At 36.6% G+C, this 13643-nt stretch carries 11 protein-coding genes and 1 pseudogene; 4 read left to right on the top strand and 8 right to left on the bottom strand.

Annotated elements, in window-relative coordinates; all coding sequences use genetic code 11:
• Positions 1-129 precede the first annotated feature (129 nt).
• A complete protein-coding gene (htpG, locus tag AAC851_RS10665; RefSeq protein WP_340600856.1) occupies positions 130-2049 on the top strand; it encodes a molecular chaperone HtpG in 1920 nt (639 codons plus the stop codon).
• Positions 2050-2110: 61 nt separating this feature from the next.
• Here htpG and AAC851_RS15915 read toward each other — a convergent pair.
• The 5 genes and pseudogenes from AAC851_RS15915 to AAC851_RS10695 all read right to left on the bottom strand — a co-directional run.
• Positions 2111-2582 (bottom strand): annotated as a pseudogene (locus tag AAC851_RS15915) (IS3 family transposase); the annotation flags it as partial.
• Positions 2564-3115, bottom strand: a complete 552-nt coding sequence (locus tag AAC851_RS10680) for a helix-turn-helix domain-containing protein (RefSeq protein WP_340600858.1) — start codon at positions 3113-3115, stop codon at positions 2564-2566. The pseudogene AAC851_RS15915 and the gene AAC851_RS10680, both read right to left, overlap by 19 nt.
• Positions 3116-3245: 130 nt before the next feature.
• The gene (locus AAC851_RS10685; protein ID WP_161984719.1) at positions 3246-4382 is read right to left on the bottom strand and encodes a hypothetical protein; all 1137 of its coding nucleotides are present in this window, start codon (positions 4380-4382) and stop codon (positions 3246-3248) included.
• 212 nt (positions 4383-4594) lie between these two features.
• On the bottom strand, positions 4595-6007 hold the full coding sequence (locus AAC851_RS10690; protein WP_125503128.1) for a hypothetical protein: 1413 nt from the start codon (positions 6005-6007) through the stop codon (positions 4595-4597).
• A 557-nt stretch (positions 6008-6564) separates the two neighbouring features.
• Entirely contained in the window at positions 6565-7260 is a 696-nt protein-coding gene (locus AAC851_RS10695; RefSeq protein ID WP_004637654.1) for a DsbA family oxidoreductase, read from the bottom strand.
• A gap of 176 nt (positions 7261-7436) precedes the next feature.
• Between AAC851_RS10695 and AAC851_RS10700 the strand changes: the two genes are divergently transcribed.
• Entirely contained in the window at positions 7437-8186 is a 750-nt protein-coding gene (locus AAC851_RS10700; RefSeq protein ID WP_125503126.1) for a hypothetical protein, read from the top strand.
• 115 nt (positions 8187-8301) lie between these two features.
• On the top strand, positions 8302-10107 hold the full coding sequence (locus AAC851_RS10705; protein ID WP_125503124.1) for an ABC transporter ATP-binding protein: 1806 nt from the start codon (positions 8302-8304) through the stop codon (positions 10105-10107).
• Positions 10108-10185: 78 nt separating this feature from the next.
• On the opposite strand, the gene AAC851_RS10710 is transcribed toward AAC851_RS10705, so the two are convergent.
• From AAC851_RS10710 to AAC851_RS10720, 3 genes are all read right to left on the bottom strand, one after another.
• Entirely contained in the window at positions 10186-10884 is a 699-nt protein-coding gene (locus AAC851_RS10710) for a hypothetical protein (protein ID WP_075316315.1), read from the bottom strand.
• A gap of 78 nt (positions 10885-10962) precedes the next feature.
• A complete protein-coding gene (locus AAC851_RS10715; RefSeq protein ID WP_125503122.1) occupies positions 10963-11682 on the bottom strand; it encodes a hypothetical protein in 720 nt (239 codons plus the stop codon).
• 223 nt (positions 11683-11905) lie between these two features.
• Entirely contained in the window at positions 11906-12757 is an 852-nt protein-coding gene (locus AAC851_RS10720) for a hypothetical protein (RefSeq protein ID WP_125503120.1), read from the bottom strand.
• Positions 12758-12978: 221 nt separating this feature from the next.
• On the opposite strand from AAC851_RS10720, the gene AAC851_RS10725 reads away from it, so the two are divergent.
• Positions 12979-13491 carry a hypothetical protein gene (locus AAC851_RS10725; RefSeq protein WP_125503118.1) on the top strand — a complete coding sequence of 171 codons (513 nt, stop codon included), beginning with the start codon at positions 12979-12981 and terminating at the stop codon, positions 13489-13491.
• The last annotated feature ends 152 nt before the right edge of the window (positions 13492-13643 follow it).

Genomic DNA, 13643 nt, shown 5'->3' on the forward strand with positions numbered 1-13643 from the left:
TTTTGTGGTTATGATCTTAATTTTGGATAGATTCGATGTAAAAATTCAAAAAAAGCATTGAAAAATTGGAGTTATCCACCATTCATAAATCATTCCAAATAGATAAGCCTCACAAATAAGGAGTGATGTATGAGTGAACAAGCCTCACAGAATTATAGTTTCCAAGCTGAAGTTGCTCAGTTATTGCATTTAGTGACGCATTCTCTCTATTCCAACCCAGAAATTTTCTTGCGTGAACTCATTTCAAATGCGTCAGATGCTTGCGATAAATTACGCTTTGAGGGGATTAATCACCCTGAATATTATGAAAATGATCCAAACTTACGTGTGCGTGTAACACTTGATAAAGACAATAAGACACTGACAATTTCTGATAATGGTATTGGTTTAAGTCAGCAGGAAGCGATTGATAACCTCGGAACGATTGCAAAATCAGGTACCAAGGATTTCATGTCTAAACTCACAGGTGATCAAAAAGCAGATGCACAGTTGATTGGTCAGTTTGGTGTGGGCTTTTACTCAGGTTTTATTGTAGCTGATAAAATTACCGTTGAATCTCGTCGTGCGGGTTTAGATGTAGCAGAAGGTGTACGCTGGATCAGTGGTGGAACAGGTGAGTTTGAAGTTCAAAACATCGATAAAGAAACCCGTGGTACCGACATTATTTTACATTTACGTGATGATGCACTTGAATACTTAGAATCTTGGAAAGTTAAACAAATCGTTAATAAATATTCAGACCACATCAGTTTGCCGATTGAAATGCAAAAAGAAGTCTGGCAAGAAGAAGAGGTCGCTGAGGGTGAAGAGCCAAAAGGCGGTCAAATGGTCAAAACTGATGAATGGGAAGCGATTAACTCTGCAAGTGCATTATGGACGCGTAGCAAGAGTGAAATCACTGAAGAACAGTATATCGAGTTTTATAAGAATTTAAGTCATGATTTTGCTGAACCTCTCGCTTGGACACACAATCGAGTAGAGGGAAGTACTGAATATACGCAATTGCTGTACATCCCAAGTCAGGCAAAACAGGATTTATTTACTCGTGAAGCCAAAGCCGGCATTAAGTTGTATGTAAAACGTGTATTCATCATGGATGAAGCAGACAACTTGATTCCAAACTATTTACGTTTTGTCCAAGGTGTAGTGGATAGTGCCGATTTACCATTGAATGTCAGTCGTGAATTACTACAAGAAAGTCGTGATGTGAAAACCATTCGTGAAGGGAATGCGCGCCGTGTATTAACCTTATTAGATGGTTTGGCAAAATCAGAAGATGAAAAAGACCAAGAGAAATTTAAAAAATTCTATTCAGAATTTGGTTCTGTACTTAAAGAAGGTTTAGGTGAAGATTTTGGCAATCGTGAACGTATTTTGAAACTATTACGTTACGCGACGTCAAATAATGATGAGATTTCAACTTCTTTTGCGGACTACAAAGCACGTATGAAAGAAGGGCAGAAAGCAATTTATTACGTGACTGCCGATAGCTTAACGGCTGCAAAAAACTCACCGCAGCTTGAGTTGTTTAAGAAAAAAGGCATTGAAGTATTGTTAATGGCAGATCGCGTTGACGACTGGGCAATGAATTTTGTGCATGAGTTCGATGGTACACCATTACAGAATGTCTCTAAAGGCGCCGTGGACTTAGGTGATTTACAAGATGCTGAAGAGAAAAAAGCACTTGAAGAAGCCGCAGAGCAATTTAAACCAGTCGTTGAGCGTTTAAGTAACTCATTAAAAGACAAAACTAAAGAGGTTCGTGTCACTACACGTTTAGTTGACTCTCCTGCGTGTTTAGTCACCAGTGAGGGTGAACTTTCTCCTCAATTGATTCGTATGTTGAAGCAAGCAGGACAAGCAGTTCCAGAGGTCAAGCCGACTTTGGAAATTAATCCAGAGCATCCATTGGTGAAAAAACTTGAGAGCTCAGCGCAATTTGATGATCTTGCGAATGTAATCTTTGACCAAGCGGTGATTGCAGAAGGTGGTTTACCTGAAGATCCTGCTGCTTATGTGAAGCGTATTAATGAGTTGTTATTGAAGTAAAATAAATTATTCGGAAAACCTCTGCTTTTGTGATCTGACCCCAATAAGTTGGACGGTTTGATTAAGTCGCTTTTAAGGACTGGGTTCTGTACTGTACAGGACTCAGTCCTTTTAATTTAACCTTGATTCTTTCATGGTTATAATAGTGAATATATTCTTTCACTGTCTGTTCTAGTTCATCAACTGAATTAAATTTCTCTCCATAGAAACATTCAGATTTAAGTATGCCAAAGAAGCTTTCCATCACTGCATTATCCAAGCAGTTTCCTTTACGTGACATACTTTGTGTTAAACCATTGAACACATTTATGGTTGATGACTCGTCCCATATTCCTTAAGGCAAGCGTAATCCTACGATAACCATATCGTCCCTTATGTTGATGATAAATCGCCTTTATTTGTTGTTTAAGATCACTATATTTATCTTCAAGTTTGCGTTGCTGTTCATGATAAAAATAGGTGCTTCGAGCCATTTGAGCTGCATGCAATAAATGCTTTAGCTCATGATCTTGCCTTAATCCTGATATAAGTTCTGCAAACGCTGCTGTTCGGCTGCTTCTTTTGCTTCTTGTTCCAGTCTTAAGGCTCTCCGCTTTTTTAAAAGTGCAACCTCAGCTCGTAGATATGCAAGTTCTTCAAGCAACTGTTCCTGTGTTTTATCGCGATCTGCTTGAGAATATTGAGTTCTGGTTCTTTGCGGCTTTGGCATCTGTTTGGCTCGTCCTTTAGGTTTGGCTTTTAAGCCATCTATACCATATTCATGATATAGATTTAACCATTGCAGAATGGTTCCTTTTTCTCTGATATGAAACCGTTGTGAAGCCTCTTTAGCTGAAAGTTCTTCATTTAAAAGGCTTTGTACAACTTGAAATTTAAATTCTTGAGAATAGTGGGATTTAGTGGTTTTTACACTTAAACCTGAAATACCATATTGTTCAAAAGCTGTAACCCATTTCTGAACATCCATATGGTCAACACTAAATTTTTGACCTGTAGCAGCCTTTCCAAAACCAGATAAGTAGTATTGGACAACCTCAAGTTTAAATTCTTGAGAATATTTAGCCATAGAAAAGCACCCTTCAAATTAGACTAAAAGTGTCCAACTTTCGGGGTGCAGTTCATTGTTGGCAGAGGTTTTTTTATATTTATGGATAAGTCTAAAGTTATCCACAGTAATGTCTAAAAAATCATCTTCGTTAGAATAAGGTCTCAAGACGGAGGAAGGTGCTCACATAATGATTACGATCTTCACGATGATCATTTAAATAGCTCATATCACCCTGTACATAGAACCATTCACGCCATAGCGGTTGCCGCCATGATACAAATGGGCCCCAGCTATTTAAACGTAGATCATTATCGTTATAGTAGCCCCCTGTATAGATGCCATAATTAAATCGATTATGTGCAAAGAATTGATGTTCTCGAAAGGTACGGTTATCCCATCTGAGGTCATCATCTTGTTTATCTGCATAAGTAAGGCTGAATTGATTAGACAAAAATGGTTGATTCGGACGAGCATGAGTCAATTCTAAATTTGTACGTAAATAATTTTCACTTCTACTGCCATAACGATAGATTTGTTCAGCATTAAAATAAAAATCATGCTCCAGTTCCCAGCGTTTTTCAGCTTTCAAACGTAAATAAAGGTCGTCTCGTGAACGTAAGCCGATGTCTGCATCTGTTTCAAAGGGAAGTTTTTTAGAAAAGTTAGACCAACGTAATGCGATTGAGCTATTGCTGTCTCGGCTTTGTTTAGAATCAAATCTTTTGTCCGAGTCTTGATTACTCTGTTGGTTAGTATTACCAAGATGATTATTAAATTCATCATCCAAGGAGTCATCGCCAAAAACTAAGCTTAACCGTTTTTCCAGAGTCGGTAATTTGATCTTACCGCGAATACGTGGTTTAACCTCATAGTTGTCATATTCATTCCAGTAATTATCAAGCATGACGCGAATTGTTGCTGAAGCTGGTTTATCTGGATCAATTTCACCAAACCAATTATCAATTTTAACTGAGGTACGATCTGCCCATTCTCGGATATGGCGTTGTTGTTTATCCACCCATGTCTTATCTTCTGTTTCCTTGATGGGTGGTACGATAGTTTGGTTCGATTGCTCAGGGAATACCGTCGGTGTTGCATCCACCCATTTGGGAATATAGCCTAACCAGCTTTCTGTTGGTACTGTCTTAGGAGCAGATGTTAGATTTTGTTGCTGCACAATCGTATCCAAATCTGTTTCTGCATAGCAGGTATTGATCGCAGCCAAAGATAATGTTGCGAAGCAATAAAATAAAGGTGTTGATACCGTTCTGATAGAAATTGCCATAATGTATGCTTTATATATTGTTCTTGGTTTCACTTTTGATGATTCATCTGTCAAAAGCAAGTTACAGAAACAAAAAACAGCAATTTAATTATATAAAACAAGGAAAAGGGCGGAGTAAATATATTTCTCGGCCCTTATTATCATGCTTGCTTAAAAGGTGTAAATGATCACGGTGTCGATACAAGAAAACCATAAAAATTAGGTACTGTTCTTTAAGAAGACTCAGAGATCGCACTATTTTCTAAAGCTTGATATAAATCGTGTACTGAGATGGGTTGTGGTAAACGACTAATCGCTTGGCGAATCAATTGCCAGGTATAACCATCTGCTCGATCTAATAACAAATAAGGATAAGCCTGATCTTCACTGGACAGTTTGACGCGTTCAGCACCATGAATCACACGGATTTTATGACGTTCTCTTAATAAGATAACTGGTGTGAAAAAGGTGGCGGCAGTTTCTTCAAATGGAATGAATTTTTGTGTATTGATAAATGATGCAGGAATATAAGGATAAGCACGTTGATCACGTTGCCATATCAAGCTGCCATTCATAATACATTCATTAAATAAGCTTTCATGTTGATGATAATGCTGTTTGAAATTTCTCCAGCTGGTTTGGTGGATAGAGCTGGTTTGAGTATGTTGTTGGTTGGTATAGGACTGCAAGATAGACGTTGCATATTCAGTATTATGTGTCCCTACCAAAACCACGTAATGTGAAAATTGTCCTTGAGCATACAGTTGCTCAGCAATAAAAATCTGTGTGGACTCCCAAACAGGTTGGGCTTCATTCTCCGCTTTGAGATATAACCAATCAATTTTGATGTTCTGATCCATCTCGTTGTGCATATCAACACGATATAAGGATGGAAAATGGCGAGCATTGACGCGTTCTAGGCGACAGAGAAAGCCATCTAAATTGAAATCATTTAGAGTTACAGGTTTCGCTTTGTTGAGATTGCTAGGACTACGATAAGATGATTTGATAGTCGATGGCGTGCCAGCGTGACTCTTGGAGGTGATTGGCTGAATTTTTTCTTGAATGATTGCGTCAAGCTGAGATTTGAATTGCTCGGTTTCTTCTCGGATTACCGATAAGATATCAGTTTGAGCTGGGTGATTTGTATTTGAAGATGCTTGTATAGGTTCTAAAACAGGAATCAGCGTTTCAAGTTCATGATCTGTTTTTATGTATTCACTGGCATGGTTTTTTAACCATTGTAATGCATCATGGGATGATGGCATCCATGGGCTTTTCAGAAAAGATAATGCTGGACGAATCACCCAAACTTGCCAAAGTTGAGCTTGTCGTAATGCAGCCCACCCCATATCTCCAGAGGCGAATAATGCATTTTCAACACGACCCATAAAGTTATAGGTGCCTCGATATGTCATGGCAAAACCATGGTGACTCAACTCTTCGTTGGAAAACTCTTCATTTTCAATAAATGCCTTGAACGGTGTAATTTGATCTTGAAAAGTAGGATCGTCGCAAGATGCGCAAATATCTTTAATTCGTTGTTTTGCTTTCGCAATTTCAAACAGTGATGCTTTATCATCACTGAGTCCCTCAATCAGACTTTTGAGCTCATCAACCAAAAGTGCTTTCTCTAATACGTCCATCTATTGTTTCCTTAGAGATAGGCTTGAGCCTGTTCAAATAATAAATTAACCGTATAAATCGCAATGGATATATATTTTTTAAGTCAAATTGGTTCTGTTTTTTCCATGTAAAAAGTGATTCACAATAGTGATCAATCGTCTGGTTTTAGAACAACCATAAAAGCTGTAAAAACTTGTATTTTCATCACAAAAGACGTCACTTTATGACAATTATAGAAGAAAAAAAGTCAAAATCTATAGTCTGATAGTTAGCAAATACTCTCATTTGGCTAGGTGAAATAGAGATGCTGTTCATGCTTTATCCTTGAAAACAAAAACATTTTAAAAGAATAAATCGGATAAACAGATGATCAAATAGAAATGTATCTGTAAATTTATGACTAAGTTGTGAACAGTCTCACATATCAAAGATAAAAAAATTAAACAAATAAAAAATAAATCTAATCTAATAGTGATTGTTATAGTTAAAATACTGAAATAAAAAGAAAATATACTGGTTTGTATAGAGGCAAGCAACGGTGTTACTTGTTGCTTGCTTATGGTTTAAACCACAATAATTATGGTTTTATTTCACATTGATCATCCTGACATTGGGCTGTCTCGGTTGATTCCACTTGCTGTGGAGCTGTAGATTGTGCTTGTTGCAGCGCCTGTAAGAAAATTTCACGTGGTTGAGCACCTGAAAGCGCAAGTTTTTGATCAAATACAAAGAAAGGTACGCCTGTGACATTTAACTGTTCACGTGCAATTTTTTCATCATGACGAACAAAATCAGCCAGTTCATCTGAGTCAAGGACGTATTCCACTTCAGCATTATCCAAACCAATGCGTGACGCAATTTCTTCGACTACTTCGCGTTCACCAATTGCCAAGCCTTCAGTCATATAAGCATGGAAAAAAGCTTCTTTTGCTTCGTTACCTAAACCTTTGCTTTGCGCCAAGTGAATGATTCGATGGGCATTGAAACTATTACCAGAATTGGCTTTCTGCCATTGGAAATCAATACCTTCGGCAGCTGCCATGGTTGCAATATTACGTTCCATTTCTTCCATTTCGGCAAAAGTACGACCATATTTCTGAGCTAAACGTTCGGTATTTGATGTGTCATGCTTTGCTGGGGCATTGGGATCAAGCTCAAAACTATGCCAATGAATATCGAGTTCAATTCCAGCTTCTTCTGCAACATGTTCAAGACGTTTTTTACCAATATAACAAAAGGGACAAACGACGTCCGACCAGATATCTACGCGCATGGTGTTATCTCAATAATGATCATTACATCTGATAATAAGGGTGATCATGTTGAATTTAAAGCGAACATTATGTAATGCTGCATTACAAGGACTGAAATAAAAACATCTAAAGGTAGATTGTTAAACGGATTAACATCAACTTTAGAACTAAAAATATAATTAAATTTGGAGATGATATGCGTCGTTTGTTGATATTTTTATTCATTATTATTGTCTGTATTGGTTCATTTTTCTTCTATCAGGATTATATAAAACAGCACCGACTGAATAATCAAAAAATGTTTGAGGTGGTGATGGCTGAGAAAATGCGTGAACTCTATGATCAGGCTCAAGATTGGTCAACGCCTGTAGAGTTTGATGTGCATGATGATCGCTTATCTGGTGATTACCAAAAAATGTCTGCGTTTTTACTAGGATACTGGATGCAAAATGTCGAAGCTCGAAATCATTATTTGCGTGAGTTAAAAGCAGCGAAATGGGATACTTTTCTAGATGTTGAACGATTAGATCGAGATCGTACAGAGAATTATAAAGAAACAACCCAGATGTTCGTTGAGGTACGAAATGCTTCAGTACAATATGAGCAACAGCGCCAGAAAATTTATTTGGATTCACTAGAACAAGTCAAAAAAATGTCGATTCAGCAAGATTTACGTCAAACTCTACTCACCAAGTTAGAAAGTAATCTGGAAATTGATTCAAATGAGGATATCTTCTCTATTGAACAGCAAATTATAGAAAAGGCCCAAGCGATGTTTGATTTATTGAAGGCACATCCATGGCAAATAAAAAATAAAATGATTCTGTTTCATGAAAATGCACCTGTGAAAAAATTTAATACGCTCTATCAGGAGGTACTTAAACTAAACAGTCAGATGAATAAAATTAAGAAAAATAATACAGAGATTTTGGAAGAAGCACTTTAGTTTTATCTGGATGTTTCGTGTCATTGCGTAGGTCTGTTTCAATGGATGGAAAATGATAACAATCTAATTGCTAATCAGATTTATAGAGGTATTGAGGAGAATAGACGTTAAAAATATGAATTTATGGCAACTTTTTACTAAAGTTAGACCCTTTGTTGCGCCGTATAAGTTATTGGTCATTGTGACTTTAATATTCACTTTGGTTGGGGCAATTACGGCGCAAGTAAATGCTTTAACTTTACAATACGCAGTTGATCAAATTAATCGTTTAGTTGAAGCCGGAGAGGGACTCGCTGAAGGTTGGTATATTTTAGTAACGATTAGCGTTATTTTGCTCACAAAAGAAATACTTAGTACATTGATTCAGTTTGGCCAAAAATTCTTTGGTGAACGTCTAAGAATTATGGTGTCCCAAGATGTAGCACAAGCAATCATCGAAAAATTTCTAACTTATCGGCTTTCATTTTTTACTCAAGATGATAATCAAGCAGGAAAATTACAAACCCGTATTGACCGAGGTATTGGTTCGATTACACGTTTGATTCAGATATTCTTCATTGACATTCTTCCATTGTTTAGCAGTGCAATTTTGGCATTGGCATTAATGTTCTATGCCAATTTCTGGATCGGGTTAGTTGCGCTGTGTATCGTACCGATTTACTTCTGGTTGACTTTTAAGCAGGCGCAAAAGTTAGGAGGTGTAAGGCGAAGTTTGCGTGATGGCCGAGAACGTAAAAGTCAGGGAATTTTGAGTATTATCAATTCGATTACGGTGATTAAATCTTTTAACCGTGAAAAAGTAGAGGCTGAAAAGCAACTGATTTTACAAAAGCAACTGACTGATAATCAGATGCATACGCGTCAAATTAGCTTTATTTTTGATGGGGTTAAAACCTTTACCGAACAAATTGGCATAGTTTTTATTATTATCCTGACCGCATATTTTGTTTTGATTGGAGATATGAGCATTGGAATGATCATGTTTCATATTTTGTTATTTAACAATGTTTCGGCTCCGATTCGTTCCTTGCACCGCATTTACGATGAGGTCAATGATGCTATGATTTATGCGGAAAGTTTTTTCCAAATTCTTCAAGCTGATGATGAAATAGAAAAGTCAGGGCAGCAAAAACCATCACTCTTGCGTGGAAAGTTTGAATTAAAGCAGGTTGATTTTTATTATCCCAACGGTTATCAAGCACTCAAGAATATTAATATGGTTATTCAACCCAATAAAATTACTGCGTTGGTTGGGCTGTCTGGTGCTGGAAAGTCGACTTTAATCAGTTTGTTGGATAAGTTTTATCTACCACAATCCGGACAAATTTTGATGGATGGTATTGATCTGAAAGATATGGATACTCAATATTTACGAGATCATATTGGTTTGGTACTGCAAAAAAATCATATTTTTCAGGGCACCATACAAGACAACATTTGCTATGGAAAAATGGACGCAACCGAGGATGAAATTATCCTAGCCGCAAAGAAAGCTTCAATTCATGAACAAATCTTAAAATTACCCAAAGGTTATCAATCCGATGCATTGCTGTTGTCGGGTGGTCAACAACAACGTATTGCTATCGCACGAATGTTTTTAAAAAACCCTCCGATTATCTTCTTAGACGAACCTACCGCCAGTTTAGATGCGATTGCTACTGAACAGATTAAACAGAGTTTGGATGAAATCAAACAAGGGCGAACCGTGATCATTATTTCGCATAGTCTTTCTCAGATTATTGATGCCGACTATACCTACGTAATGCAGGATGGTGCGATTGTTGAACATGGTGAACATCATCAACTTTATCATCAGCAAGGGGTCTATAAAGATATTTTTGATGCGATGGCGAAAAGTTTAAATATCGAAAAAATTGCCAAAACTTTTGACAATGAAGGTGAAGAAGAGACGCATAGTTGATGAAATAAGATGTTCATTTTTTAAGGTTTGGTCTTTAAGTTGATTGATCACACAGACTTAAAGACCATTTGTTCAATCTTAATCAAAAATCTTTTCAGCAGCTTGGAACGGCAAGCTGACCACATCAATTGCAACAGCAAAAGGCAATAACACTAATTTCTCTAATGGGTTCAGACTAGATCGAGATTTATAACTTTCTTGTTTTTGCGTATAAATGGTGACTTGATAAGGCTTGCTTAATGCTTTTAATGAACTGAGGTTATTTGCGGTAGGATAGACGACACCAGCAAGTTTTATATCAAAACAAAAACGTTGTGCTTGCATACGTGTATCACTTGAAGATGAACACTCTTTTGCACCATTTTCAATAAAAAATTCTAAGTCTTTTTTACTTAAATCCTCTTTGAGTTTGACATAAGAAATGGGCAATGTTCCTGAAAAATGACCGTCATTTTTTTCAGAAAAGAAATTTAGATCACGAGTGATTTGAATGTTCTTGGGATCAAGCTTATTGATAATGGTCGCAAACTGACTGCCACCTTGGGTCAAAATATAACTGTTTTTTTGACCTGCAATTACAATACTATCTCTTGGTAAATTGCTTGTTGCTTGTGCTGGTCGTCCAAACGCCACTACATTGTCTTCAACTAAAGTAACTTTGGCTGTCCGTGTATACGTTTTACTGTCTTTGGTGATTAGGGTTTTGGTGGCACAGCCTGATAATAGTATTCCTGTGGTAGCGAGTGCCAGCATTGTTTTAGTGTGTATTGAAAACATCCATCTCTCCTAGCAATATAAAAAAATAATTTACACAAGTGATCATCAGTATAGTAAGAATGAGCGGGTTATATGTTGCTATTTCCATACTTCATTTGTTAGCCCTATTGCTTGAAACGGTAACATAACCACATCGAATGCAATGGCAAGAGGGAGTATTGGTAACTGCTGCAATATCTCTTTCTTGGATCGTTTCACTGTTTCACTTTTATAGTAAAGGTATTGAATCTTGACATGGTAGGGTTTGGATAAGGGAGTTAATGTATCAATATTTTTTGCAACTGGGTAAACCTTGCCTCTTAGTTTGAGATCAAAGGTGGCAGGCCGTATTTTTTCTATACAACTACAAGGTTGGACACCGTATTTTTTAAATAATTTTGTTTCTTTTTCATTTAATTTTCCATTAGGGGGAGTATAAGAAAATCTAAAATTTCCATAAAAGTGTGGACTATTTTGTTCGGGAGCATTGAAATTTAAGTCACGGTCAATTTGAATATGCTTTGGATCAAGTTGGCTGAGCAGCTGGATAAGTTCAGTGCCACCTTGAGTAATTACATAACTATACTGCTTTCCTGCAATGACAATACTATCAGCGGGTTCATGAGGTAATGCAATAGAAGGCTTACCAAAAGCGACTACATCATCTTCAAGAATCGTGATCCATTCATGTCCAGATTCATATTTTGTAAAGAAGTCTCTTGTTGAGTCACCCACTCTATTTGATGCACAAGCTGTTAGAAAGAGGGTCGAGCATAGGGTACAAGTTAAAATATTTCGATTTAAGGATTTTAAATTCATTCTTATTTTACACTTCTAATCATTATAAAAGAGAATAAATAAAAAAATGTATGAAAGCCAGCAATTGTTTTATATACATTAATCAACTGAATTAGTTTTATGGAAAATTCTGATCCGAGTTGTTATTTATTGATAAGTGATTTCTTTCTAAAGAAACACAATACCCCTCAAACTAGACTTAATGTATTTAATTTAAGGGGAAATTCGTTTCTTCGATACAGATTTATTTGCTTGCCACTTCAAATAAAGGATTTAAAATAGCTTTAGCTTCAATCGAGTGATTCTTCCTAGAGTAGGGTTTACCCATGAGCATTCCACCTTTTGTCCACATGATCGTCTTACTATTTAAGTCGACAATGTGCACAACATATTGTTGACCTTCCTGTGGGATATAAGCGGTTACGAAACCACTACCAGCGCCGACTGTAGCTAGGCTCACACCGACACTTAATGCCCCAGCAGCAAACTTTTTACCAAATGAAGCATCTGTACCTGTAACAGATGCTATAAATACATAATCAGATTGAGTTAGATTTTTAAGTGCAGTTATATCCTGATCACTTAGTTCAAGTAGATTGCTTACAGGCTTTTTTTCTTTTGCATTTTTAAGTGCTAGGACCGCTTGTTTATTAAAGCTTTGTGTAAGATTTAATAATGCTTGCTGTTGTTGTTCTGACAACGTTTTGTTTTCTAGAGAAACGAGTGGATAGTTTTTAATTTCAGCACGTTTAGCTTCATTATCTAATCTATAGTCATATTTTTTAACTTGCTCTTCGGGCATGAAACCACATACAAAAGGCATGATTTTATGTCCGACCTTTACACCTTGTTCATTCAGTTGACTGGAGAGCAATTCGGCAAATTTCTGTGCAGTTAAACGAGATTGTTCACCTTCAATTAGACTAGTTCCTAACTCACTTCGAATTAAACATCCATCTGAGATGACAGCAACTGGATTGGTTTTAAGCAATGCTTGAGTTTGGTTTAACTTATTGCGTTCTTCTGTAGAGATTTTTGTGGTTGCGCAGCCCGTGATAGAAAGCCCAAGTGCTAAACATAGTAGGAAATTTTTCATGCGTACTTTAGTTGAGTAAATTTTTGTAAAATTATGGGTAAATAATGTATTTAAGTAAATAGCTATCATTAATTTTTACTGCATTTTGTTGGGTTATTAACTTGATATTTACCGTTTATCTGAGCCTTACTGAATCAAGTCGAACTTTGTTGTAGCCTATTATTAGATGCTTTCATTTAACTCATTATATTTCTATTGAGTGACTGATTTTGGAGCGAGCCATGAATTTTCTAAAACGATCAGCTTGTATTGCCGTATTGATTGCTATGGGGCTACCAACGGTTCAAGCAAATGACGTTGTGACATTGCCAACCATTAAAATCATGGCCGAATCTGAGCTGCGTGAAGAGGTTGGCTTTATTCCGTTTCAAGAAGATGAAAAAGTACGTGAAGCATTGCAACACCATATTTATAAAGTACATAGCGATATGCAGAATGCTGGTGTAAATGAGGGGATGACTACAGTCAATTATCAGCCTAAAATGGCTGAACCAGATTTATCTCAGCTTTCACCAATATTGCAGCAATATATTTTAGCTGTGGCAAGAGGATTTCAATCGTCTGATCCAACCACAGGTGTATTCAAAATGTTAGAACCTTTGAATATTGATCGAAATAATATCATGGGCATCCGAGATGGAACGATTAAGATCAATATGGATGATATCTTGAAATTGCAAAAGCAAATTGAAGATGGGTTAAATGCTCCACAGAATCCTTTGTTTCCGCGTTAAAAATTCTATTCTATTTTGAAAAAGAAAATCCCCGCATAGTGCGGAGATTTTCTGTCGACAAAGGGACATTTTTAGACTAATAAGTTATTAACACAAGAAGTATAACTTATACTTTGTATTCAAAATAAATATTACTATTTAGTATCTCTTTA

Origin of the sequence: Acinetobacter sp. HZNU-JH01 (genome assembly GCF_037996845.1) — a bacterium.
Taxonomy (GTDB): Bacteria; Pseudomonadota; Gammaproteobacteria; order Pseudomonadales; family Moraxellaceae; genus Acinetobacter; species Acinetobacter haemolyticus.

What these genes read in the sequence shown, in the direction of transcription:
- htpG (WP_340600856.1), top strand. Translation starts at nt 130, where the DNA reads ATGAGTGAACAAGCCTCACAGAATTATAGTTTCCAAGCTGAAGTTGCT.
- AAC851_RS10680 (WP_340600858.1), bottom strand. Translation starts at nt 3,115, where the DNA reads ATGGCTAAATATTCTCAAGAATTTAAACTTGAGGTTGTCCAATACTAC.
- AAC851_RS10685 (WP_161984719.1), bottom strand. Translation starts at nt 4,382, where the DNA reads ATGGCAATTTCTATCAGAACGGTATCAACACCTTTATTTTATTGCTTC.
- AAC851_RS10690 (WP_125503128.1), bottom strand. Translation starts at nt 6,007, where the DNA reads ATGGACGTATTAGAGAAAGCACTTTTGGTTGATGAGCTCAAAAGTCTG.
- AAC851_RS10695 (WP_004637654.1), bottom strand. Translation starts at nt 7,260, where the DNA reads ATGCGCGTAGATATCTGGTCGGACGTCGTTTGTCCCTTTTGTTATATT.
- AAC851_RS10700 (WP_125503126.1), top strand. Translation starts at nt 7,437, where the DNA reads ATGCGTCGTTTGTTGATATTTTTATTCATTATTATTGTCTGTATTGGT.
- AAC851_RS10705 (WP_125503124.1), top strand. Translation starts at nt 8,302, where the DNA reads ATGAATTTATGGCAACTTTTTACTAAAGTTAGACCCTTTGTTGCGCCG.
- AAC851_RS10710 (WP_075316315.1), bottom strand. Translation starts at nt 10,884, where the DNA reads ATGTTTTCAATACACACTAAAACAATGCTGGCACTCGCTACCACAGGA.
- AAC851_RS10715 (WP_125503122.1), bottom strand. Translation starts at nt 11,682, where the DNA reads ATGAATTTAAAATCCTTAAATCGAAATATTTTAACTTGTACCCTATGC.
- AAC851_RS10720 (WP_125503120.1), bottom strand. Translation starts at nt 12,757, where the DNA reads ATGAAAAATTTCCTACTATGTTTAGCACTTGGGCTTTCTATCACGGGC.
- AAC851_RS10725 (WP_125503118.1), top strand. Translation starts at nt 12,979, where the DNA reads ATGAATTTTCTAAAACGATCAGCTTGTATTGCCGTATTGATTGCTATG.